The sequence below is a fragment of the Vreelandella lionensis genome, assembly GCF_044543515.1.
GTDB classification, from domain to species: domain Bacteria; phylum Pseudomonadota; class Gammaproteobacteria; order Pseudomonadales; family Halomonadaceae; genus Vreelandella; species Vreelandella lionensis.
In genome coordinates this window covers 29,338-49,754 of record NZ_JBITWC010000006.1, presented here as the reverse complement: position 1 = coordinate 49,754, position 20,417 = coordinate 29,338, and the positions used below count along the sequence as shown (strand labels likewise).

General features: G+C 55.6%; 20 protein-coding genes. 10 read left to right on the top strand and 10 right to left on the bottom strand.

What is annotated here, in order from left to right; translation table 11 throughout:
• Positions 1–165: 165 nt before the first annotated feature.
• The 4 genes from ACIGG6_RS05070 to ACIGG6_RS05055 form a co-directional block, all read right to left on the bottom strand.
• Positions 166–1,152: a metallophosphoesterase gene (locus ACIGG6_RS05070; RefSeq protein WP_058578319.1), complete on the bottom strand. Its 987-nt coding sequence runs from the start codon at positions 1,150–1,152 to the stop codon at positions 166–168.
• A gap of 1 nt (position 1,153) precedes the next feature.
• Positions 1,154–2,086 carry an NAD(+) kinase gene (locus ACIGG6_RS05065; RefSeq protein ID WP_399842786.1) on the bottom strand — a complete coding sequence of 311 codons (933 nt, stop codon included), beginning with the start codon at positions 2,084–2,086 and terminating at the stop codon, positions 1,154–1,156.
• 112 nt (positions 2,087–2,198) lie between these two features.
• Positions 2,199–3,068 (bottom strand): carboxylate/amino acid/amine transporter, encoded by an 870-nt coding sequence (locus ACIGG6_RS05060; RefSeq protein ID WP_044629748.1) that lies wholly within the window; start codon positions 3,066–3,068, stop codon positions 2,199–2,201.
• Between the two features lie 86 nt (positions 3,069–3,154).
• Positions 3,155–3,679: a YqaE/Pmp3 family membrane protein gene (locus ACIGG6_RS05055; protein ID WP_399842784.1), complete on the bottom strand. Its 525-nt coding sequence runs from the start codon at positions 3,677–3,679 to the stop codon at positions 3,155–3,157.
• 145 nt (positions 3,680–3,824) lie between these two features.
• On the opposite strand from ACIGG6_RS05055, the gene ACIGG6_RS05050 reads away from it, so the two are divergent.
• The 6 genes from ACIGG6_RS05050 (at position 3,825) to ACIGG6_RS05025 (ending at position 11,860) form a co-directional block, all read left to right on the top strand.
• The gene (locus ACIGG6_RS05050) at positions 3,825–4,232 is read left to right on the top strand and encodes a CBS domain-containing protein (RefSeq protein ID WP_083026040.1); all 408 of its coding nucleotides are present in this window, start codon (positions 3,825–3,827) and stop codon (positions 4,230–4,232) included.
• Positions 4,233–4,502: 270 nt separating this feature from the next.
• The gene (locus ACIGG6_RS05045) at positions 4,503–4,862 is read left to right on the top strand and encodes a hypothetical protein (RefSeq protein ID WP_399842782.1); all 360 of its coding nucleotides are present in this window, start codon (positions 4,503–4,505) and stop codon (positions 4,860–4,862) included.
• Between the two features lie 27 nt (positions 4,863–4,889).
• Positions 4,890–5,753, top strand: coding sequence for an AraC family transcriptional regulator (locus ACIGG6_RS05040; RefSeq protein ID WP_399842779.1), 864 nt, complete (start codon positions 4,890–4,892; stop codon positions 5,751–5,753).
• Positions 5,754–6,012: 259 nt separating this feature from the next.
• Positions 6,013–9,204, top strand: a complete 3,192-nt coding sequence (putA, locus tag ACIGG6_RS05035) for a bifunctional proline dehydrogenase/L-glutamate gamma-semialdehyde dehydrogenase PutA (protein WP_399842777.1) — start codon at positions 6,013–6,015, stop codon at positions 9,202–9,204.
• 299 nt (positions 9,205–9,503) lie between these two features.
• Positions 9,504–10,994 (top strand): sodium/proline symporter PutP, encoded by a 1,491-nt coding sequence (putP, locus tag ACIGG6_RS05030; RefSeq protein WP_253504307.1) that lies wholly within the window; start codon positions 9,504–9,506, stop codon positions 10,992–10,994.
• A gap of 239 nt (positions 10,995–11,233) precedes the next feature.
• The gene (locus tag ACIGG6_RS05025; protein ID WP_399842774.1) at positions 11,234–11,860 is read left to right on the top strand and encodes an OmpW family protein; all 627 of its coding nucleotides are present in this window, start codon (positions 11,234–11,236) and stop codon (positions 11,858–11,860) included.
• Between the two features lie 87 nt (positions 11,861–11,947).
• Here ACIGG6_RS05025 and ACIGG6_RS05020 read toward each other — a convergent pair whose 3' ends face one another.
• The gene (locus tag ACIGG6_RS05020; RefSeq protein ID WP_399842772.1) at positions 11,948–12,280 is read right to left on the bottom strand and encodes a YqcC family protein; all 333 of its coding nucleotides are present in this window, start codon (positions 12,278–12,280) and stop codon (positions 11,948–11,950) included.
• A 285-nt stretch (positions 12,281–12,565) separates the two neighbouring features.
• On the opposite strand from ACIGG6_RS05020, the gene ACIGG6_RS05015 reads away from it, so the two are divergent.
• From ACIGG6_RS05015 to ACIGG6_RS05000, 4 genes are all read left to right on the top strand, one after another.
• The gene (locus tag ACIGG6_RS05015; RefSeq protein WP_399842770.1) at positions 12,566–13,618 is read left to right on the top strand and encodes a DUF3549 family protein; all 1,053 of its coding nucleotides are present in this window, start codon (positions 12,566–12,568) and stop codon (positions 13,616–13,618) included.
• Between the two features lie 52 nt (positions 13,619–13,670).
• On the top strand, positions 13,671–14,111 hold the full coding sequence (locus ACIGG6_RS05010) for an ATP-dependent zinc protease family protein (protein WP_044629758.1): 441 nt from the start codon (positions 13,671–13,673) through the stop codon (positions 14,109–14,111).
• 40 nt (positions 14,112–14,151) lie between these two features.
• Positions 14,152–15,060 (top strand): 30S ribosomal protein S6--L-glutamate ligase, encoded by a 909-nt coding sequence (rimK, locus tag ACIGG6_RS05005; protein WP_058578314.1) that lies wholly within the window; start codon positions 14,152–14,154, stop codon positions 15,058–15,060.
• Between the two features lie 88 nt (positions 15,061–15,148).
• Positions 15,149–15,595 carry a hypothetical protein gene (locus ACIGG6_RS05000; protein WP_044629760.1) on the top strand — a complete coding sequence of 149 codons (447 nt, stop codon included), beginning with the start codon at positions 15,149–15,151 and terminating at the stop codon, positions 15,593–15,595.
• A 21-nt stretch (positions 15,596–15,616) separates the two neighbouring features.
• On the opposite strand, the gene ACIGG6_RS04995 is transcribed toward ACIGG6_RS05000, so the two are convergent.
• Genes ACIGG6_RS04995 through sufC form a run of 5 tightly spaced genes read right to left on the bottom strand, consistent with a single transcriptional unit; the run spans position 15,617 to position 20,368 of the window.
• On the bottom strand, positions 15,617–16,405 hold the full coding sequence (locus ACIGG6_RS04995; protein WP_399842768.1) for a vancomycin high temperature exclusion protein: 789 nt from the start codon (positions 16,403–16,405) through the stop codon (positions 15,617–15,619).
• Between the two features lie 18 nt (positions 16,406–16,423).
• Positions 16,424–16,993, bottom strand: coding sequence for a putative Fe-S cluster assembly protein SufT (gene sufT / locus ACIGG6_RS04990; protein ID WP_083026057.1), 570 nt, complete (start codon positions 16,991–16,993; stop codon positions 16,424–16,426).
• Positions 16,994–17,001: 8 nt separating this feature from the next.
• Entirely contained in the window at positions 17,002–18,267 is a 1,266-nt protein-coding gene (locus tag ACIGG6_RS04985; protein ID WP_399842765.1) for an aminotransferase class V-fold PLP-dependent enzyme, read from the bottom strand.
• 14 nt (positions 18,268–18,281) lie between these two features.
• The gene (sufD, locus tag ACIGG6_RS04980; protein ID WP_399842764.1) at positions 18,282–19,622 is read right to left on the bottom strand and encodes a Fe-S cluster assembly protein SufD; all 1,341 of its coding nucleotides are present in this window, start codon (positions 19,620–19,622) and stop codon (positions 18,282–18,284) included.
• Complete coding sequence (gene sufC, locus ACIGG6_RS04975) at positions 19,619–20,368, bottom strand: Fe-S cluster assembly ATPase SufC (protein WP_044629764.1); 750 nt, start codon at positions 20,366–20,368, stop codon at positions 19,619–19,621. Before sufC ends, sufD begins: the two co-directional genes overlap by 4 nt.
• Between the last annotated feature and the right edge of the window lie 49 nt (positions 20,369–20,417).

The following is a 20,417-nucleotide window of genomic DNA, read 5'->3' as shown; positions in this document are numbered from 1 at the left end:
AAGCGCCGTTTTACCAACGGATAAACAAAAAAATCCGGCGGAGGGGGCCGCCGGATAAAAGCAAGGGATCATTCAAGGGAACACTTACTCTGATAGCCGGCAGCTAGGTTAGTTCAGCAGTTTTGCAAAAATTATGTAACCATGTGTAAATCATCCGCAGCACGCTTAATCAAAATCTATTTCCCAGGGTTTGGGCAGCGCACGCTCCTCTTTAGGTACTTGAATCCATACGAAATGATCAGCGTTCAACTGGGTTTCACCGCTCCAACGATAGGCAACCAAACGGCCAAACTTTACGGCGCTGTAATCCAGGCAGGCGATATTTGCGGCAGGCAGGGCGGGAATTCCTTCGCACCAGTAGTGGCCAATAAATAGCGGCGGCTGCTCTGGGCCGTAATAACTTAGCCGCTCTCGCTCACTGTCGGTGAGTGGTCGCGCTTCCAAATCGCCGGGCAGGTTATCTGGCTGAAATACCACATCTCCCCACTGCTGCGGGTTAGCAGCCCAAAAGTGGGCGCGAAAGCTTTGTCGGGTAAAACCGTCCCCCGAGTGAATCGCGACACCTTTTGGTAACCGGATATGGGGGCCACGGGTAAGACGATCAAGTATTCGATACGCCTGGGAGCCTGGGTCGTTGGACTCTACCAGAAACTGATCATCCATTCGGGCAGTCGGTAAGCGCTGCTTGAGCTCGCTGATCAGCGCATCATCCCAACACGCGTGTACCACGCGAATACCGTCTAGCTCTAGAAACAGCGGAATGGTTTTGAACCAGGCCAGCGTGTCTTCCCACTCGTTGGTATGGTGGCGATACTGATCAAGAGTGTCTTGAATAATGCGGTTGTGGCGCGGGGTATGTTCGCGCAGCCAGCGCTTGTGGCTGCCAGAGGGCGCGGGATGGGTATAGGCCAACGCGTTATACTCGTGATTGCCCATCACAATATGCGCTTCGCCCGCCTCTACCATGCGCCGTGCAATGGTCACCGCCAAGCGAATACGTGGCCCGCGATCAATCAGGTCGCCTAAAAAAATCACTTTGCGCCGCGGGTGGCGATAAACACCGCCGCGCTGGTGGTAGCCAAGCTTTTCCAGCAGTGCCGCTAGCGTGGCACCGCAGCCGTGGATATCACCAATTAAGTCGTAACCCTCCATATTAATCCCCTAGCCGGTGGCTCCAGCCGAGTTTACTGCGCAGCACGTCATAGAAGTTGTGCCCAATGGGATGCACTAATTGAACGCGCTCCGACTTACGGGTGATAACCAAGACATCGTCAGGCTTGGCCACCGCGCGGGTTTGCCCGTCGCAGCTAATATGGGGGTAGGTCTGATTGGTTTCGCCAATATGAATGCGTATTTCGCTGGCCGCATCAATCACAATGGGCCGACTGGAGAGCGTGTGCGGGAACATCGGCACCAGCGTCACCACATCCAACTTCGGGTGCATAATCGGCCCACCACCGGAAAGCGCATAGGCGGTAGAGCCGGTTGGAGTGGCGACAATCAGCCCATCGCTGCGCTGGCTGTAGACAAACTGCCCATCGATAAACAGTTCAAACTCAATCATGCGGACCGCTTTACCGGGGTGCACCACAACTTCGTTAAGCGCGTCGCCATTTCCTACGGCGACCCCATTGCGGTAGAGCACGGCATCCAGCAAGAAGCGCTCTTCAACCTCAAACTCCCCCGCCAGCACTTCGCCTACCCGGGTCTCTAACTCATCGGGAGAAATATCCGTGAGGAAGCCAAGCCGCCCACGGTTAACGCCTAAAATGAGCGTACCACTGCGGCACAGGGTGCGTGCAGCGCCTAACAAGCTGCCATCGCCGCCCACCACAATCACTAAATCGCACAGTTCACCCAACATGCGGCGGCTAGCTTCAGGTAAGCCGTGTTGGGGCAGCGCCGTGGCGGTGCGGTCTTCGATGAGTATCTTATAGTCATGTTCCGTTAAGTAACGGACCAAGCGTTGAAGCGAGTCGACAACTTTGTCGCTGCCTAAGCGGCCAATCAAGCCAATCGTCTTGAACGGCTTCACTGGGTGACTAAGGCTACCGGGGTTGGAACCTGACGATGTGGTATTAGACATGGGCGACTCTCGCTAGCATCAGCCCACATTATGGAGAGGAAGGCAGTATCGAGCAAATCACCCGGTGCGGCAGAGATAAGCCTTCCGCACCGGGAAAAATCAGCGGTTTAGCTTAGGCAGCCGCCACCTTGCGGCGCTGCAGCCACCAGTGGTTTAGCCACAGCGAAGCGCCCATGATCGCCGCCCCCAAAAGCAGTTTGCCCACATCAGCATCGCGGTTCCAAATCACCAGGTTAACGACCAAACCAGCCGGCACCAGCGCATTGTTCATAATCGCCAGGGTGCCCGCATCTACCTTGGTTGCCCCTTGGTTCCAGGCAAAATAGCCAACGCCCGATGCCACCAGCCCCAGCCACGCTAATACGCCCCACTGCAGAGTGGTGGATGGCAGCGCGGCGCTATTACCAAACAGCAAGAAGGCAGGCAGCGCTACCAGCATAGCCCCGATAAAGAACCAGCCAAACACGTTATGCCAAGCAAGAGTGGGCGGCAGGTCTGCCGCTAGGCGGCGGTAACCGACTTGGCCGATGGCGAAACATAGGTTAGCGCCCTGCACGACCAAAAAGCCGAGCCAGAAGCCGCTGTCGATGCCGTCGTAACGAATCACCCCGGCGCCTAGTACTGCCAAAATAGCTGTTACCAAATAGATCGGCGTAAAGCGTTTGAACATCAGGTCATCCAACAACGCGATATACACCGGCGTAAAGATGGTAAACAGCAGCACCTCAGGCACGGAGAGTAGCAAGAAGGAGTGATAAAAGAAGGTGTACATGATGCCTAACTGGATCGCGCCCAGCGCCATCAATGCCAAGCGCTGCTTACCGCGCAGCAGGCTTGGGCGCAGAAAAGGTAGGAACACCAGCATTGCTAGTGTCACGCGGACCAGCACGGCAAAGTAGCTATCAACCTGACCCGCCAAATACACACCAATTAAAGAGAACGAAAATGCCCAGAGCGCCGTTACGCCAACCAAATAGCCCATCAGTAAACCTCAAACAAGAAGAAAGTTGACGGGGATTATACGCCTTTAGAATCTCCTGCCAATGGGCCAAAAGCGTAAGGCGGTTTTTACCGTTTATTCAGCCAAACAAGTGCATAGACAACACCGGGCAACCAACCTATTAGCGTCAGCACGACACTGATTAACACACGCTGGGCCCCGCCTTCGGTTAAACCAACGGCTAAGGGCGGTAGCAGCACGGCCAGGGCGCGATAAGCTAGCTGTAAGTTGGCAGGTTCTTTCGCGGGTGTGGCGGGTGGTTCTGGTGAAGTTTTTTCTTCAGGGGTTATAGGCTTCGCTGAGGGGGTAAAATGCCCAACGGCCGCTTGTGCTTTCTCGGCCTGCTCCTTTTCATGGGCAAGCGCTTTACGGTGCGCCTCTTTATCTATTTTTTGCTCTAGGGTGTCTGCGCCCTCTGCCAAGTCGTCGTGGTAGCGCTCCCAATCTTCCCAGTCGTAGGGTGTCCCCGACTTGGGCCGATGACTGCCTGCGCCACGGGCACGCTCCCAGGCTTTCTCTTCCAGCGTATTGGGCCTGTCAGGGTCTCGATCTAGGCCAACGCCTTTACGGTTCAGATATTCACGAGCATCCATAACGACTCCTCACAGCATTTGAAGCGGGCTTGAAAAATTGGCAAAGCGTTGAATAGAGACAGTATGGGGGCAGCGCAGGGTGAGTTAAATCACCTACAGTAAGAGAATCGGTAGTGGCCTGTCGATCACGTTAAGGAGTGCTCCAATGAATAAAAAAATCCCGGATACCGTACGCGATATTATGTCCCGCGACTGCTACCGCGTCTCTGGAGAAACGTCTATCACTACCCTTGCCCAAGGGCTTGCCCTGCACCGTTTGCCGGGCGCCCCGGTGGTGGATACGGCTGACCGCTTAATCGGCTTTATCTCTGAGCAGGATGTTTTAGGCCGCGTGCTGGACAGCATCTACCACGATGACGAAGCACCACTGGTCAGGGAGTTGATGCGCCAAGACGTGCTCACTACTTCTCCGAATAAAAGCATTACTGACTTGGCGCAAGAAATGCTGGGCGCCAAGCCTAAGATTTATCCGGTCGTTGAGCAGCAACGGTTAATCGGCATCGTCACCCGGCGGGATATTCTGATGGCACTACTGACTATTCGCCGCCACTAGCCATGGCGTTTTCGCTACCGGTTAACTCGCAGACAAAAAAAACCGCTGCTTGAAACAAGCAGCGGAAGCAAGGGATCGAAAACAATAGCCAGAACAACACTATTAGCGACTGCTATCGCGATGTTGTCTGTACACACTCAGACACCCTGCAGAGAAAAAGTTCGCAAAAGGTTAAAATTTTCGTCTCAGCAGGCGCAGGCGTATACTAGGTGGCTATTCTCAACTGGGCGCATAAGCTGGCGTCTATCCTGATGTGGCCAGGAGCTATGCATGGCACTTTACTTACTGGTGTTTGGCGTTTGTTTACTGGTAATGGGGGCTGTGTTGCTGGTGCTGATGAACGCAGGAACGCCTCGCTACCGCACCGAGCCCAAGGATCTGATCGCGCTGTTTGATAAGGCGCTGGAGAGCAAGGTCAGCGAGACCGAGTGGAATGCTCAGATTGGCTACCCTATCCGCCATGATGAGTATTTAGACAACGTTCGCCGCCGCGCCTCACACCTAATGGATACACACGGGCGACGCTGGCAGATTGCTCAGGGCAAGCCGCTCCTCAACCAAGAGGGTTACGCGGAGCTAAAAGCATTACGTGATCATTTAGCGGCACATACAGCGCTTCGTCAGCGCTAATAGAGCAGCAGCGACGAGGAGAACCGTATGCCGAGTACCATTCGTCAAATACCCCTGGAAACGGCGACGAAGCATCACTCCCATGACTTCCATCAGATAGTGATCACGCTATGTGGCTCTTCTGAATTTGAAATCGAGGGGTTGGGTGGCCGTGTAAACGCTTTTTCCGGCTGCATCGTGCCTGCTAACCACGAGCACTACTATTCTGGCAACGGCCATAATCGTCAGTTGATTCTAGATTTACCAGAAGATGCTCCCGCTTTGACGGGTGAGCACCGTGAATTGGTGGCGCTATTTGATGCGCCGCGCTTTTTTGCCTTAGACAGCCCGCTGCGCCACTATCTTACCTTTGTCGAGAGCGAACTGGCCCGAGGATTAGACAACTCTGCCACCTCGTTTCAGCAAGACCGCCTAGCGGCCACGCTGTTAGGCTCGCTAAAAGCCCGCCTAGGTGCCTCAGGGAGCGCTGCCCAGCGACGCATTGACCTTAACCAGATTGACCGGTTTATCCGCCGTCACTTAGCCGATGAGCTGCGGGTGGCCGACCTGGCCAAGCTCGCCTGCCTGAGCGAAGCACATTTTTCTGAGCGTTTTCGCGCCCAAACCGGCCTCTCCCCCTGGCAGTATGTACGACGGCAGCGGCTTCACGCGGCGCGCCAGTTGGTCATGCAAAGTCGTTTGCCACTTACCGATATCGCCATACAAACAGGATTTGCCAACCAGAGCGCGCTGTCCCATGCGTTTCGCCGCAGCTACGGAGCCTCGCCGCGCCAGCTACGCCAAGGCTTTGCCAGCCCCTCCTTAGATACCAACAATCGTTCAACGGCTCATTCAACGGCGTTATCATCCTCAGCCACCCCCGCAGGGGCAGGCGTGCTCTCGTCTCACTGATATTACGTTGGTGGATGTAGTAAAAAAGTCGCGTTGTTTGCCGCTAGCGAGCCGCACCCAACTCTACTAAAGTCGTAAATAGGCACAGCTTGCCGTGAAATTGACACGTTTTGCCACGAAAACGACATACACCTAACGACGGCTAGCTCTACATTCGAACGTCAGTCTGGGCATCTGCCCTGCCATCACTTTTTAAACGCTAGCTGACACAGCTATTCGTTCAAGCTGTTCGTTTCAGACCTGTCTTACGGGGGCCTCAATGCTCAATGCTAAAAAAATGCGTGACCCTGCCACCTGGCAAACCGACCTTGATACGCTAATGCAGCGTGTCAGCGAACACTATATCGTCGATGAAGATGCCTACGTCAGCGAGCTGATTAAACTGCTGAACGCCGACCAAGACGATTTTTCGCGCATTGAGGCCAACACGGCAGCGCTGGTGCGCGACGTACGCAACATGGATACCGCCGTTGATACTATCGACGAGCTGCTGCAGCAGTACAGCCTGGATACCCATGAAGGCCTGATGCTGATGTGCCTGGCGGAAGCGATGCTGCGTATTCCGGATAAAGCCACCGCAGATGCGCTGATCGAAGACAAGCTAGGCCCAGCGGATTGGCAGTCCCATGTAGGCAAGAGCGAGTCGTGGATGGTCAACGCCTCGACCTGGGGCCTGCTGATGACCGGCCGCGTGCTGAAGCTGGATCACCCTAAAGAGGGCCAGCCCGCCCACTTTATTAACCGTATGGTTAATCGTATGGGCGAGCCGGTGATTCGCCGGGCGATGATGGAAGCGATGAAAATCATGGGCAAGCAGTTCGTGCTTGGCCGTGATATCAACGAAGCCCTGAAACGCTCTAAGCCGCTATTCAATAAAGGCTACACCTACTCCTACGATATGCTGGGTGAAGCCGCACGCACCCGCGACGATGCCAAACGCTACTTTGACGACTACGCCCGTGCCATTGAGCAAGTGGGCAAAGCGTGCAAATCTCTGGGCGATAAAACCCCGGCACCATCGGTCTCCATCAAGCTCTCTGCCCTGCACCCCCGCTATGAGTTTGGCCGCCGCGAACAGGTACTGGCCGAGCTGGTAGATACCGTCATTCAACTGGTCACCAAAGCGCGCGAGCTGGATGTGGCTGTGACCATTGACGCTGAAGAAGTCGACCGTCTGGAGCTTTCTCTGGAAGTCTTCCGCGCGATTTACCAGAGCGACGCCGTCAAAGGCTGGGGCCACTTTGGCCTAGTGGTTCAGGCATACTCCAAGCGTGCGCTGCCAGTGCTGCACTACATCAACCGCTTGGCGGATGAACAAGGCGATGAAATCCCGCTACGCCTAGTAAAAGGTGCTTATTGGGATAGCGAAATCAAAGAGTCTCAGCAGCTTGGTATCGATGGCTACCCGGTCTATACCCGCAAGGCGTGTACCGATGTGGCCTACTTGGCCTGCGCGCAGTTCCTACTGTCTGACGACACCCGTGGCCGCATCTTCCCTCAGTTTGCGACGCACAACGCTCACACCGTGACCACCATTCTGGAGCTGGCGAACCACGACAGCCGGCCGTTTGAATTCCAGCGCCTGCACGGCATGGGCGAAGCCCTTTACGATGCAGCCCTTGAGCGCGCCCCCAAAGGCACCTACTGCCGCATTTACGCACCGGTCGGTGCCCATAAAGACCTGCTGCCCTACCTAGTGCGCCGCCTGTTGGAAAACGGTGCCAACTCGTCGTTCGTTCACCAGATTGTCGACCCGGATGTGCCGGTGGAGTCGCTGTGCCAACACCCCATCGACACCCTGCGCCAGCAGAAAACGTTCTATAACAAGCGTATTCCGTTGCCTAAAGACATTTATGGCGCGAAGCGTCGTAACTCCCGTGGGGTTAACTTAAACATCCGTAGCCACTACTACCCGCTAATGGAAAAGATGGGCGGGTTTATGGACAAGCAGTACCCCACTAAACCGTTACTGGCTTTTGATGTGGCAGACGACAGTGCTAACTCGCATAGCGTAACGTCGCCTTTTGATCGCCGCCAAACGGTTGGTAGCGTGCAGTGGACAAGCAAAGAGCAGGCAGCTAAAGCCCTTGACGCTGCTTGGGAAGCCTTCCCGCGCTGGGACGCCACCCCGGTTGCTGAGCGCGCAGCAATTGTGCGTCGCTTGGGCGACCTGATGGAAGAGCACATGGCAGAGCTGATGACACTCTGCTCCCGCGAAGGCGGCAAGCTGCTGACCGATGGCGTCGATGAAATCAAAGAAGCGGTCGACTTCTGCCGCTACTACGCCATGCGTGCCGAGGAGTCGTTTGGCGAACCCATCCACCTGCCTGGCCCCACCGGTGAATCCAACCGTTTGATGATGGGCGGTAAAGGTGTTTTTGCCGCCATTAGCCCCTGGAACTTCCCGGTCGCCATCTTCTGCGGTCAAATCGTCGCCGCTGCCGTCGCAGGCAACACGGTACTGGCGAAACCCGCCGAGCAAACCTCGATTGTCGCTAACCGCGTTATCGAGCTGCTTTATGAAGCGGGTATGCCCCGTGATGTGGTGCAGCTGCTGCCGGGTGACGGCCCTACCGTAGGCAGTGTGCTGACCTCTGACCCGCGCATTACCGGCGTAGTGTTTACCGGCGGTACCGACACAGCACAAATTATTAACCGTGCTCTCGCCGCCCGTGACAATGCACCGCTACCCACGCTGATCGCTGAAACCGGCGGCATGAACGCGATGATCGTTGACTCCACCGCCCTGCCTGAGCAGGTCGTAGTGGATGTCATTCAGTCTGCCTTCCAGAGTGCTGGCCAGCGCTGCTCGGCCCTGCGGGTGCTTTACCTTCAGGAAGACGTTGCTGACCGCGTTATCGAAATCCTCAAGGGGGCGATGAGCGAACTGCGCATTGGCGACCCTCGTGACCTGGGTACCGATGTCGGCCCGGTCATTGATGAAGACGCCCGTAAAGGCTTGATGGAGCACATCGAGAAGCTCAAAGGCGAGAACCGCTTAGTAGCCGAAACACCGATGTCTGCCGAGCACACCCAGCACGGCACCTTTGTACCGCCGGTCGCCCTTACCATTGACAGTATTGACGCCCTGACGCGCGAGCAGTTTGGCCCGGTGCTTCACATTGTGCGCTTCAAAGCACGCGAGCTTGATAAGGTCATCAATGACATTAACGGCCGGGGTTATGGACTGACCTTTGGGGTGCATAGCCGTAACGAATCCTTTGCCGCTGAAATAGCGCAGAAAATTCGGGTAGGCAATGTGTACATCAACCGTAATATCATCGGCGCTGTTGTTGGTGTTCAGCCGTTTGGTGGCCAAGGGCTGTCAGGTACTGGCCCTAAAGCAGGCGGGCCGCACTATTTGCAGCGCTTTGTGACCGAAAAAACGATTACTAATAACACCGCCGCCCTGGGTGGCAACGCGTCGCTTCTGGCGCTAGGCGATGAGTGAACGGCTCATCAATACTACTAACCTGAACTCCTGAAAAGGAACCGTCTCATGGTTGACAATAATAGAGCGATTGCCTTCACATTCGTGGCCCCTCAAGGCCGTGTGCTGGGCATAGGGAACATTGCACATAAACGTAGCCATAACCTCTCTAATGACATCCCTAGCGGTTACTCGCTAGGGTCAGCGACTTGAGTACGAAAAGGGGTTAACAACAACAAGACTGCGCGGCGGCCAACGTTACTTGGTCGGCGCAGGCACCTGTCGGAGCTAGCTCCGTCCTGATGAATTGGAGATATTTTATGGATATTGGCGTTTGGGTCAGCCTTTTTGCCTACTTTGCGCTCATGATTGCCATCGGCGTTTATGCTATGCGCAAATCGACATCTACGTCTGAGGATTACATGCTGGGTGGCCGTACCCTCAGCCCTAAAGTAGCCGCCCTGTCGGCTGGCGCGTCGGATATGAGCGGCTGGCTGCTACTGGGTTTACCAGGGGCGATGTTCGTCTCTGGCTTGGGTTCGGCCTGGATCGGGATTGGCCTATTTGTGGGCGCACTCTTTAACTGGATTTTGGTCGCGCCGCGCCTTCGTGAACAGACAGTTCACTATGGTAACGCGATTACCATTCCAGCCTTCCTAGCCAACCGTTTCCCCACTCGGGCGCTGTCGCTGAGAACGGTCTCCGCTATCGTCATCGTGATTTTCTTCGCCGTTTACACTGCTTCTGGCTTGGTCGCAGGCGGTAAGCTGTTTGAGAGCGCCTTTGCTGGCGTTATCAACATCGGCGGTATGAGCGACTACGCGGTGGGTGTGGTAATCACGCTGGGCGTGGTGCTGGCCTATACCGTGGTTGGCGGCTTTTTGGCCGTGAGCATGACGGACTTTGTGCAAGGCTGCATCATGATGCTGGCTTTGGTCATCATGCCTGCAGTAGTACTGTTTGGTGAAGGCGGTGGTGGCTTTACTCAAGCCTCACAGACCCTCAATGAAGTTGATCCCACGCTGCTGTCGTGGACTGAAGGGTTGACGTTCATTGGTTGGCTCTCTGCCGTTACTTGGGGCCTGGGCTATTTTGGTCAGCCGCATATTATCGTGCGCTTTATGGCTATCCGTACGCTGAAAGATGTTCCGATTGCCCGCAACATCGGCATGAGCTGGATGGCTATTTCCCTGATCGGTGCGGTCTCTCTCGGCATCTTTGGTCGCGCCTATGCGGTTCGCAATGGGATGGAAGTCCAAGACCCGGAAACGATCTTTATCATCCTGGCTGAGTTGCTGTTCCATCCGCTGATCACCGGCTTCCTCTACGCGGCCCTGCTTGCTGCTGTTATGAGTACTATTTCTAGCCAGCTGCTGGTGTCATCTTCATCACTGACCGAGGACTTCTATCGCCTGTTCCTGCGTAAAGAAGCTACAGACAAAGAGTGTGTAGCCGTAGGTCGTGTCAGTGTTGTGCTAGTGGGTCTGATCGCAGCCGTGATTGCCTCTGACCCGAACTCGCAAGTGCTGGGGCTGGTGAGTAACGCTTGGGCAGGTTTTGGTGCCGCCTTTGGCCCGCTGATTATTCTGTCGCTGATGTGGTCGCGTACAAACGGCGCAGGTGCTATCGCCGGTATGGTGGTGGGTGCTGCCACGGTTATGATCTGGATTGCGCTGGGCTGGAACGGCTCCTTCATGGGTGGCCCTGGCGTTTACGAGATCATCCCGGGCTTTATCGCTTCTTTCATTGCCATCCTGGCAGTAAGCAGCATGACCGCCGATGCTGGCGAGTATCAGCATATTGAACGCTAAACGAGCGTAACGTCGCTTAATTAGCCTAAGGCTTAACGGGTTGAAGTTAACCCGTTAAGCCTCCTCTTTTTTAGCCCCTTCCCCCTTCAGATATTTACCTTGCTAGGCGCTGAACTTATCAGTTCACAGCTCTTTGCCCTAGGTCAATAACGCTCCCTCGTTGGCTCGATACACTGGCTGTATGGTTTACGACAACTTTAAACCACTCACCCATCATGTTATCGGTCAGGAGCGACGCTATGCGCCATTTATCACTGCCTACCCTACTCGCCACTGGGCTTGCCGCTGCCATCTTAGCAGTTAGCAGCCAAGCCGTTGCCTATGGCGCTGGCGATTTCTTTACCCGCGTTGGCGTTGCCAACGTCGCGCCGAAAAGCGACAACGGCTCGCTTGCAGGTGGTGCCTTCGCGGTCGATGTTCAGGATAAAACCGACTTCGCTTTCACCCTGGGCTACCGTTTCCACGACAAGATGGGCGTGGAGCTGCTGGCTGCGCTCCCTTTCGAGCATGACATTGAACTCAACGGTGACAACCTAGCATCAACAAAGCACCTGCCGCCCACTCTAACGCTACAGTATTACCCACTGGGTGGTAGCGACTCTCAAGTACAGCCCTACGTGGGTGCGGGTATTAACTACACGCGCTTCTCCGATGAGAGCCTCGCCATTGGCGAGCTTGAGCTAGACGACTCATGGGGCGCGGCCGCTCAAGTGGGTGTTGATCTGCTCATTGATGACCACTGGGCACTCAACGCTGCTGCCTGGTACTTAGACATCGACACCGACGCCTCTATTAATGGCGCAGGTGCGGGTACCGTCGAGATTGACCCCATGGTGGTCATGGCAGGCTTGAGCTACCGCTTCTAGCTTCTAGCTCCCACCTTCGCTAACACGTAAAAAATGCCCAGAGCTTGCGCTCTGGGCATTGCTATTTGGTCTGCCTTACTCGCGTGGTTAATTCTCTGTGACCAGCTTGTCGACACGCTCCACCGCTTTCACTACCAATAGCTGATCGCTTGCTCTTACCTTCTCCTGCATTAAATACGCCGCCACCGCTGGAGCGACTTCACACTTGGCGGGCATGGCAGCCCCGGCATCAATGAGTGCATTTAAGCGGGCAACAAAGACATAGCGCACCCACTGGGGCAGCGACATGGTATCAATACAAAAAGGCTGCTGACTGGCAAAAGCGGCCGCATCTGGGGTGGGCGTGCGCCACAGATTAGCGGCCTTCATGGCGGCTTCAAGCTCAAGAAGCGCGGTTTGAAGCTGTTGATGGACGCTCATAAACACCTTATGGGTTGGTCATATTTAGCCACCATTATCCCAACTCTGTGGGTAAGTTGCCACTCACAGGCGTGCTCAATGGAGTTATTCACCGATTCACAGAAAACCTGCAAGAGGCTGTGGATAAACTATGGAAAGGTGTCGCCACCGCTAGTCTCACGCGGCTTACGCAAAGTTGCTCATTTTTTAACCACTTAGATGATAAAGCATGGATAAATCAGCGGTTGCGGCTGACAGTGGCAGAACAGCAAGGTAGAGTGCAAGCTTGAAATGCGGAAGGATGTCATGCAGCCAATTAACACCCTTGATGAGTTTTTTACGCGCAGCGGCGCAGAAGTGTCGCTTTACCATATGGGTCGCCGGGTAACGGCTTGCCCAAGGGAAGCGTTACGCGCTTTTGAAAATGCTGAGCAAGCTTGGCCAGAGCCTTGGCAGGGCCAGGCGCGCCTGGCCATTGTCTTTCGCCTAGGAGCGATGGAGGAGCCTGCTATCTGGTTTCTAGCGCTGCCGCTAGATGAACAGGGTATGTTGTCGCCCGCTCAGCGCGATGGCTTTATTAACCGCCTACTGGAAACCCTGGGCCGCAATGCCGCAGCGTCTGACCCGAATGCGCTCAACGCTGCAGAAACAGCAGACGTAGACCATTTAATGAAGGATAATCCCCTGGCCTTTACGCCTGATATTACCTTCCAGGCCATGCTCAATGCCCGGGCTACCTATGCCAGTGGCCTACCTGCAAGCCAGCACTTAGAGCCTGTAGAAGCCTATTTAAGTGGCCAACAGACGATTGATTGGCAAGCCCTGGGACTACAAGGCATCGCCGATTATGTAGTACGTTTGGATACACCAACGGCAGATGCCCTAGCGCTACGTATTCCTCAACTGCCGGTGAGCGTTATTCATTCGCTCTGCTACTGCCTTGAGCATCAGCCACTGTCTGAAGCGCTCATTGATGCGTTGCGGACACGAGGCGAGCAGGCGGCCAGCAGCGGCGATTTAGAAACGCTCTGCGCCTGCGTACGTAGCGTGGGTAGCTCAGCGCCGGCTTTTGCAGGCGACTGGTATACCAACCTGCTAAACGATAGCGCGGCCTGCGGCCCCGACCTGATGGCCGCCATCGCCGGGCGCGGTTGGCCATTACTGGAAGATGCCGAGCGTTTACCATTATTCTTACAACGTTTAGCAGAGGATGAGCGCAGCCACTTTGCGGCCGTTGTGCGCGATATCGCTTTAATTCCTCGGCTGCGTCTGCCCGTCATGCTGACCTTGCGCGACGCCCCAGCAGGCTCGGCTATCCAATCGCGTTTGTCGGCCATGCAGCCTAACCAAAAAGGCTAGCAGGAATCGTCATCACTATGTCTTGTTTCTCTTATATCGTCAGGAGTGCGCTGTGAAGGAATTACCCTATCAGGCCAAAGCGGTCATCGGCCGCCGTGAAATGGTGACGTTACCTGAACTAGGGCTTCACCTTTGCTGCAAAGCCGATACAGGCGCACGGACATCGGCGTTGCACGCCGAAGAAATTGAAACCCATGAAGATGCTGATGGACAGTTATGGGTAAGCTTTATTACCCATAGCGGTGGGCCAGAGACACCTGCCCACCGCTATCGCCTGCATTTACACGACCGTCGCCGCGTCACCAGCTCGAACGGCCATAGCGAGTGGCGCTATGTTATCCGTACCCCAATGCAACTGGGCGAACTGAACTTTCCGGTTGAACTTACTTTGACCGACCGTAGCAATATGCGCCACGCGATGCTGCTTGGCAGGCGCGCTATGCGCCGCCTACTGGTGGCCCCCGGCGCTGCCTTTTTGCACGGCGAGCCTTAAACACATTTAAACGACGACCCTTTTTGGCCCGGAGCCCTGCATGCATATTGCCCTGCTTTCCCGTAACCGTAACCTTTACTCTACGCGCCGACTGGTGGAAGCCGCCGAACAGCGCGGCCATACCGCCCGCGTGGTCGATACCCTGCGCTGCTACATGAGCATCGCCTCGCACCACCCTTCTATTCACTATAAAGGCGCAGAGATTGAGCCGTTTGATGCGGTGATTCCGCGTATTGGCGCCTCGGTGACTTTCTACGGCTGTGCGGTACTGCGCCAGTTTGAAATGATGGGCACCTACGTGATTAACGATTCGGTCGCGATTACCCGCTCTCGGGATAAGCTGCGCTCGCTGCAGCTGCTGTCGCGCAAGGGATTAGGCCTGCCGATTACCGGCTTTGCCCACTCGCCGGACGATATTCCCGACCTGATCACCATGGTGAAAGGCGCACCACTGGTGATTAAACTGCTAGAAGGCACCCAGGGTATTGGTGTGGTATTGGCTGAAACCAACCAAGCCGCAGAGTCTGTGATTCAAGCCTTTATGGGCATGAAGGCCAACATCATGGTTCAGGAGTACATCAAAGAAGCGCGCGGTGCAGATATCCGCTGCTTCGTGATTGGCGATAAGGTCGTGGCCTCCATGAAACGTCAGGCCGCCGACGGCGAGTTCCGCTCCAATCTTCACCGTGGCGGCACTGCCAGTGTGATCCGCATCACCCCGGAAGAGCGCTCAACCGCGATTCGCGCCGCCAAATCCATGGGACTACGGGTAGCAGGGGTGGACTTGCTGCGCTCTAACCACGGCCCGGTGATTATGGAGGTCAACTCTTCACCAGGTTTGCAGGGCATCGAGAGCGCTACCGGTAAAGATATCGCTGGCATGATCATTGAGCATATTGAAAAGAACGCCGTGCCTGCGCGTAAAGCGCCGCCCAAGCCTAAAGGCTAACGGGTAAATACAAAAATAATCCGCATTAGGGGTGGCAAATCAACGCTGTCACCCCCACAATCTGCGTCACCGAAGGAGGTAGACGCTCATGTTTCTCGACAATCGCCAAGTGGCGATGGACAGCGTGCTGGAAGCGCTGGCCGATAGCATTGATTATTTCCAGGACAATATCGAACGCCTGCGCCCATCGCTGCGCGATGCACTGAAGCCGCACTATACTGAGCGACTCAAGCAGATGCGTAAGCTGCAGGAACTTGCCCGCGCGCACTTAAAAATGCTGCCTCGGGATGCTGACGTTGAGCGTGATGACTTTTTATGGCTCTGGAGCCGTTTAAAGAGCTTCGTTGGCAACGATAGCCAAGTCTTGATCAATGAGCTGTTGGAACAAGAGCGTGTACTGATGCAGGCCCTCTCAACCTTGTTTACCCACCCCCTACCCGACCCTATCGAGCCGGTAGTGGATGAGTGCATGCGGGGATGCCGTAAGCTGATTCGCGAGCTATACAACCTGCAAAAACGTAATACTCGCCGCTAACTTTGCGGCGTTAACTCGGCTTTAATGCTCAGGGACTGTATCAGCCTGCAGCGACTGCTGAAAAAATAGAGCGGCGTTGATATTGACGGTCGCCTCAGGCGTGTTTTCCCTACTCTCTTCTCTACTTTTATCGCCACCCTCCTGGCGATGAAGCTCGATAGGCTCTGCGGGGCCGAGAAAGTAGGGCTCCCTCTGCCATAAGTAGAGATCTCCCAGAGTAGCAATTCGCGCTACCCATTCACGCATTTTTAACCGCCACTCATCTGCCGCTGGCTGCTCCTCAGCAATACAGCCCGTCACTTCCATCCCCAGCGCACGCCCGATAAAAATAGCCCGAGGCAAGTGCCAACTTTGGGTAACCAGCAGCGCCTCTTTAAGCTGAAACACATCCCGCGCCCGCACCATCGTGTCATAGGTGCTGAAGCCAGCGAAATCCATTGTCAGTTGCTCCGCAGGCACCCCTCGGCGATACAGATCGCGCCACATGGCACGCGGCTCATTATAGGCTTGGGTGCGATTATCGCCAGAGATGAGCAGGTGCTGAACACGCTGGTCAGCGATAAGGCGTGCAGACGTTCGCATGCGGGCATGAAAATGCGGGTTACGTAGCCCACTACGAGTCCAGTGGGAGGTGCCAAAGACAATCGCCACGTCTGTGGGTTGGCACTGCTCTAAATGACCGTCGATATAGCGTGCGGTACTTGCAAGTACCCATAAATTACCGGCTATAAACAGCAATGTCGCCAGCAGCAGCAAGGCTCCTAGCGACATTAGAAAACGCTTTATCCAACGTAAAAACAGGCTGTGCATCCAGCTCCCCAGCAGGAGTTAGAACATGCCGAGCTCAAGCTTGGCTTCGTCGCTCATCATGTCACGACTCCAGGGTGGGCTAAAGACAATTTCGGTATGCACCTTATTGATTTGCGGTGCCCCCAAAATTTTATTGCGCGCATCGGCCGCAATCACATCGCCCATACCACAGCCTGGCGCGGTCAGCGTCATACGGATAGTGACCATCCGCTCGCCACTAATCAAGCGCTCAATCCGACAGCCGTACACCAGCCCTAGATCGACAATATTCACCGGAATTTCCGGGTCAAAGCAGGTGCGCAGCTGATCCCAGACAAACTGCTCAATCTCTTCATCGGTAGCACTTTCTGACAGTGTCGGACGTGGCAGCGACTCAAGCCCCAGCGCATCAAGGTTACGCCCTTCAATGAGATACAAGCGGCCTTCAAAACCAACACTCACCGAGCTACCTTTGGCTTGCATTACGCTGACAATACTGTCTTCCGCCAGCGTGTCCGTTTTGCCGAACGGAATCGCGATGGCCTCTACATCCCGCTGGAGCGGGAGTTTTTGACCGCGCTCAAGACTCGCAATTTGCTCGATATCCATAGATGTCCTTAGCGTACCATTCCAATCACACGGTTGAGCGCTGCCACAAACGTGTCTACTTCATCAAGGGTATTGTACGCAGCAAACGATGCACGACAGGTCGCCTCAACGCCAAAGTGATGCAGCAGCGGCTGGGCGCAGTGGTGCCCGGTACGAATTGCTACACCCAGCTGGTCAATCAGCAGACCAATATCCTGAGAGTGCGCACCTTCAACAACGAAGGAGAGCACTCCCGCTTTATGCGGCGCAGTGCCTAATATCCGCAGGCCCTCAATACCGCTCACCGCCTGAGTTGCATGGTTGAGCAGCACGGCTTCCCACGCACCGATCGCCTCAACGCCAACGCCCTCCATCCACTCAAGCGCACGGCCAAGCGCAATCACTTCGGCAATGGCGGGGGTACCCGCTTCAAATTTATGCGGAATATCCGCAAAGGTGGTGCCTGCATCAAAGGAAACGGTTTTGATCATTTCGCCGCCACCCTGCCAAGGCGGCATGGCCTCTAGCAACGCCTGCTTGCCATATAGCACGCCAACACCCGTTGGGCCGTACACTTTATGGCCTGAAAACGCATAGAAATCCGCATCGATGGACTGGACGTCCACCAACTGATGCGGCGTCGCTTGGGCACCATCCACCAAGATGAGCGCGCCATGCTGATGCGCCAGCGCTGACATCTCTTTCACGGGGTTGATCGTACCCAGCGCGTTAGAGACGTGATTCACCGCCACCAGTTTCGTGCGCTCACTCAAGAGCTCTCGATACGCCTGCATATCGAGCGCCCCGTGCGCGTCCACTGGGATGACCTTGATCGTGAAGCCGCGCTCCGCCGCCAGCAGTTGCCAGGGAACGATGTTTGAGTGGTGCTCCAACATCGAGATCAGCACTTCGTCCCCGGCATTTAGCTGGCTGCGGCCCCAGCTTTGGGCCACTAAATTGATCGCTTCAGTGGTGCCCCGCGTGAAGATGATTTGGCGGGCATCTTCGGCATTGAGAAACGCTTTAACACGATGACGCGTAGCTTCAAAGGCTGCCGTCGCTTCATCGGCGAGCGTATGCAAGCCGCGGTGAATATTGGCGTTGTAGCGCGAGTAGTAATCGCTAAACACGTCAATCACCTGCTGCGGCGTTTGGCTGGTGGCGGCATTATCCAAATACACCAGCGGCTTGCCGTGAACCTCACGATTCAAAATCGGGAAGTCGCGGCGTAGCGTTTCAACGTCATAGACCGCAACGCTGCGCTCGGTAGGCTTCTCAATCACGCTATGGGGCATTGATAACTCCTTGATTAATCGTTGAGCGCAGCCGCCGCTTCAACCAGTCCGGCGAGATTGAAACGCTCAGGCAGTTTACCGGCTACCGCCAGCTCAACGCGCTCGGCAATGGCATCCAACGCCACTTGCTCAAGCACTTCACCAGCGAACGCCAGCGTCAGCAGGCCACGTGCAGTGGCTTCGTCGATACCCCGGGTACGCAGTGCGTAGATCGCATCCTCGTCCAACTGACCGGTGGTGGTGCCGTGGGAGCACTTCACGTCGTCGGCGTAGATTTCGAGCTCGGGTTTTGCGTCGATTTGCGCGCGATCTGAAAGCAGCAGGTTCTGGTTGCTCTGGAAGCCTTCAATCTTCTGACTGTCACGCTTCACATACACTTTGCCGTTAAAGACACCGTGAGCGCGATCATCCAGAATGCCTTTGTAGTTCTCGTTCGAGAACGTCAGCGGCGCGTTGTGGTTCACCTTAGTGTGGTTATCCACGTGCTGGCGTCCCTGACCAAAGAACAGGCCGTAGAAGTTCGTCTCAGCGCCCTGACCGTTCAAGTCACTGATCAGGTCGTTACGCACCAACGCGCCGCCCAGATTCAGGTTGTAAGAGGTGTAACGACTGTCGCGGTTCTGCTCGACGTGGATGCTCGCTACGTGCAGGTCACCAATGGGTGCTTCCTGGAGCTTGTAGTGGTTCAAAATTGCCCCACGGTCCAGCATTAGCTCTGCCACGACGTTGGTAAAGTTGGCGGCATCCACCTCACCCACGTAATGCTCAATGAGGGTAGCTTCGCTACGCCCAGCGGCTTCGACCAGAATGCGCGGATGACTCATCACCGGCGTTCCCGCACGAGACAGGAACTGCAGCAAAATGGGCTTTTCGACCACCGTACCTGGCGCAATGCGTACCACCGCGCCCTCTTCCATAAAGGCAGTGTTTAACGCGGCGAATGTGGAGAAATCGACGCCGGTTAAACGCCCCAGCGGGCCGCCCACGGCTTCATGGTTCTCCGCCAGCGCTTTAGAGAGCGGCATCACCTGCACGCTATCCGGCAGGGCATCTAAATCAGACAGCGCCGCAGAAAAAACGCCATCTACGAACGTCAGCCGATAAGCGTCCAGCGGCAGCGTGATGGCAGCCGCCTGAGCCTGGGAGAACTCCGCGTTATCTGCCAGGGCAAAATTGCCCTTGGCGATGGCGCGCACGTCGGTGTACTTCCACTCTTCGTCGCGGCGAGTGGGGAAGCCCATCGCATCAAAACGAGCGGCCCCCGCCTGGCGGCGGGCAGCAATCCAGGTGGGCTCGCCAGCGCGCTGTTGGCTACGCGTGGCTAGCGTGTCCAAAAACGTTTGCGTATCGCTCATGCCACAGACTCCTCAATGCCTTCGTAACCATTGGCCTCAAGCTCTTTGGCAAGCTCGGCATCGCCGGTTTTGACAATACGGCCATCGACCAGAACGTGGACTTTGTCCGGCACGATGTAGTCCAGCAGGCGCTGGTAGTGGGTGACCAACAGAATGGCGCGCTCTTCGGCACGCAGGCTGTTCACACCGTCCGCGACGACTTTCATGGCGTCGATATCGAGGCCAGAGTCGATTTCATCCAGCATGGCCAGCTTCGGCTGTAGTACCAACATCTGCAGGATTTCGTTACGCTTTTTCTCGCCGCCGGAGAAGCCTTCGTTCACTGCACGCTGCAGGAAGCTGGCATCCATTTTCATAAAGCCGAGCTTCTCTTTGACCAGCTTCATGAATTCCGGCGCAGGCATTTCGCCTTCACCACGCGCAGCGCGCTGAGCGTTAAGCGCAGACTTCAGCAGGTAAATGTTTTTTACCCCTGGGATTTCCACCGGATACTGGAAACCTAGCAGCAGGCCCGCTTGGGCGCGCTCTTCGATTTCCATTTCCAGCACGTCCTTGCCTTCAAAGGTGATGCTGCCTTGGGTCACTTCGTAGCCATCTTTACCAGCAATAACCGCTGACAACGTGGATTTACCCGCGCCGTTGGGGCCCATGATGGCGTGCACTTCACCGGCATTAATGGTGAGCGTCAGGCCTTTCAGAATCTCTTTGCCTTCGACGGTGACGTGTAAATCGTTAACTTGCAACATAGTGATCGCCTTTTAAATACTTGCGGGTCGCGAGCGCGACGCCCTAAAA

Coding starts and splice junctions, on each gene's coding strand:
- ACIGG6_RS05070 (WP_058578319.1), bottom strand. CDS start 1,152: ATGGAGGGTTACGACTTAATTGGTGATATCCACGGCTGCGGTGCCACG.
- ACIGG6_RS05065 (WP_399842786.1), bottom strand. CDS start 2,086: ATGTCTAATACCACATCGTCAGGTTCCAACCCCGGTAGCCTTAGTCAC.
- ACIGG6_RS05060 (WP_044629748.1), bottom strand. CDS start 3,068: ATGGGCTATTTGGTTGGCGTAACGGCGCTCTGGGCATTTTCGTTCTCT.
- ACIGG6_RS05055 (WP_399842784.1), bottom strand. CDS start 3,679: ATGGATGCTCGTGAATATCTGAACCGTAAAGGCGTTGGCCTAGATCGA.
- ACIGG6_RS05050 (WP_083026040.1), top strand. CDS start 3,825: ATGAATAAAAAAATCCCGGATACCGTACGCGATATTATGTCCCGCGAC.
- ACIGG6_RS05045 (WP_399842782.1), top strand. CDS start 4,503: ATGGCACTTTACTTACTGGTGTTTGGCGTTTGTTTACTGGTAATGGGG.
- ACIGG6_RS05040 (WP_399842779.1), top strand. CDS start 4,890: ATGCCGAGTACCATTCGTCAAATACCCCTGGAAACGGCGACGAAGCAT.
- putA (WP_399842777.1), top strand. CDS start 6,013: ATGCTCAATGCTAAAAAAATGCGTGACCCTGCCACCTGGCAAACCGAC.
- putP (WP_253504307.1), top strand. CDS start 9,504: ATGGATATTGGCGTTTGGGTCAGCCTTTTTGCCTACTTTGCGCTCATG.
- ACIGG6_RS05025 (WP_399842774.1), top strand. CDS start 11,234: ATGCGCCATTTATCACTGCCTACCCTACTCGCCACTGGGCTTGCCGCT.
- ACIGG6_RS05020 (WP_399842772.1), bottom strand. CDS start 12,280: ATGAGCGTCCATCAACAGCTTCAAACCGCGCTTCTTGAGCTTGAAGCC.
- ACIGG6_RS05015 (WP_399842770.1), top strand. CDS start 12,566: ATGCAGCCAATTAACACCCTTGATGAGTTTTTTACGCGCAGCGGCGCA.
- rimK (WP_058578314.1), top strand. CDS start 14,152: ATGCATATTGCCCTGCTTTCCCGTAACCGTAACCTTTACTCTACGCGC.
- ACIGG6_RS05000 (WP_044629760.1), top strand. CDS start 15,149: ATGTTTCTCGACAATCGCCAAGTGGCGATGGACAGCGTGCTGGAAGCG.
- ACIGG6_RS04995 (WP_399842768.1), bottom strand. CDS start 16,405: ATGCACAGCCTGTTTTTACGTTGGATAAAGCGTTTTCTAATGTCGCTA.
- sufT (WP_083026057.1), bottom strand. CDS start 16,993: ATGGATATCGAGCAAATTGCGAGTCTTGAGCGCGGTCAAAAACTCCCG.
- ACIGG6_RS04985 (WP_399842765.1), bottom strand. CDS start 18,267: ATGCCCCATAGCGTGATTGAGAAGCCTACCGAGCGCAGCGTTGCGGTC.
- sufD (WP_399842764.1), bottom strand. CDS start 19,622: ATGAGCGATACGCAAACGTTTTTGGACACGCTAGCCACGCGTAGCCAA.
- sufC (WP_044629764.1), bottom strand. CDS start 20,368: ATGTTGCAAGTTAACGATTTACACGTCACCGTCGAAGGCAAAGAGATT.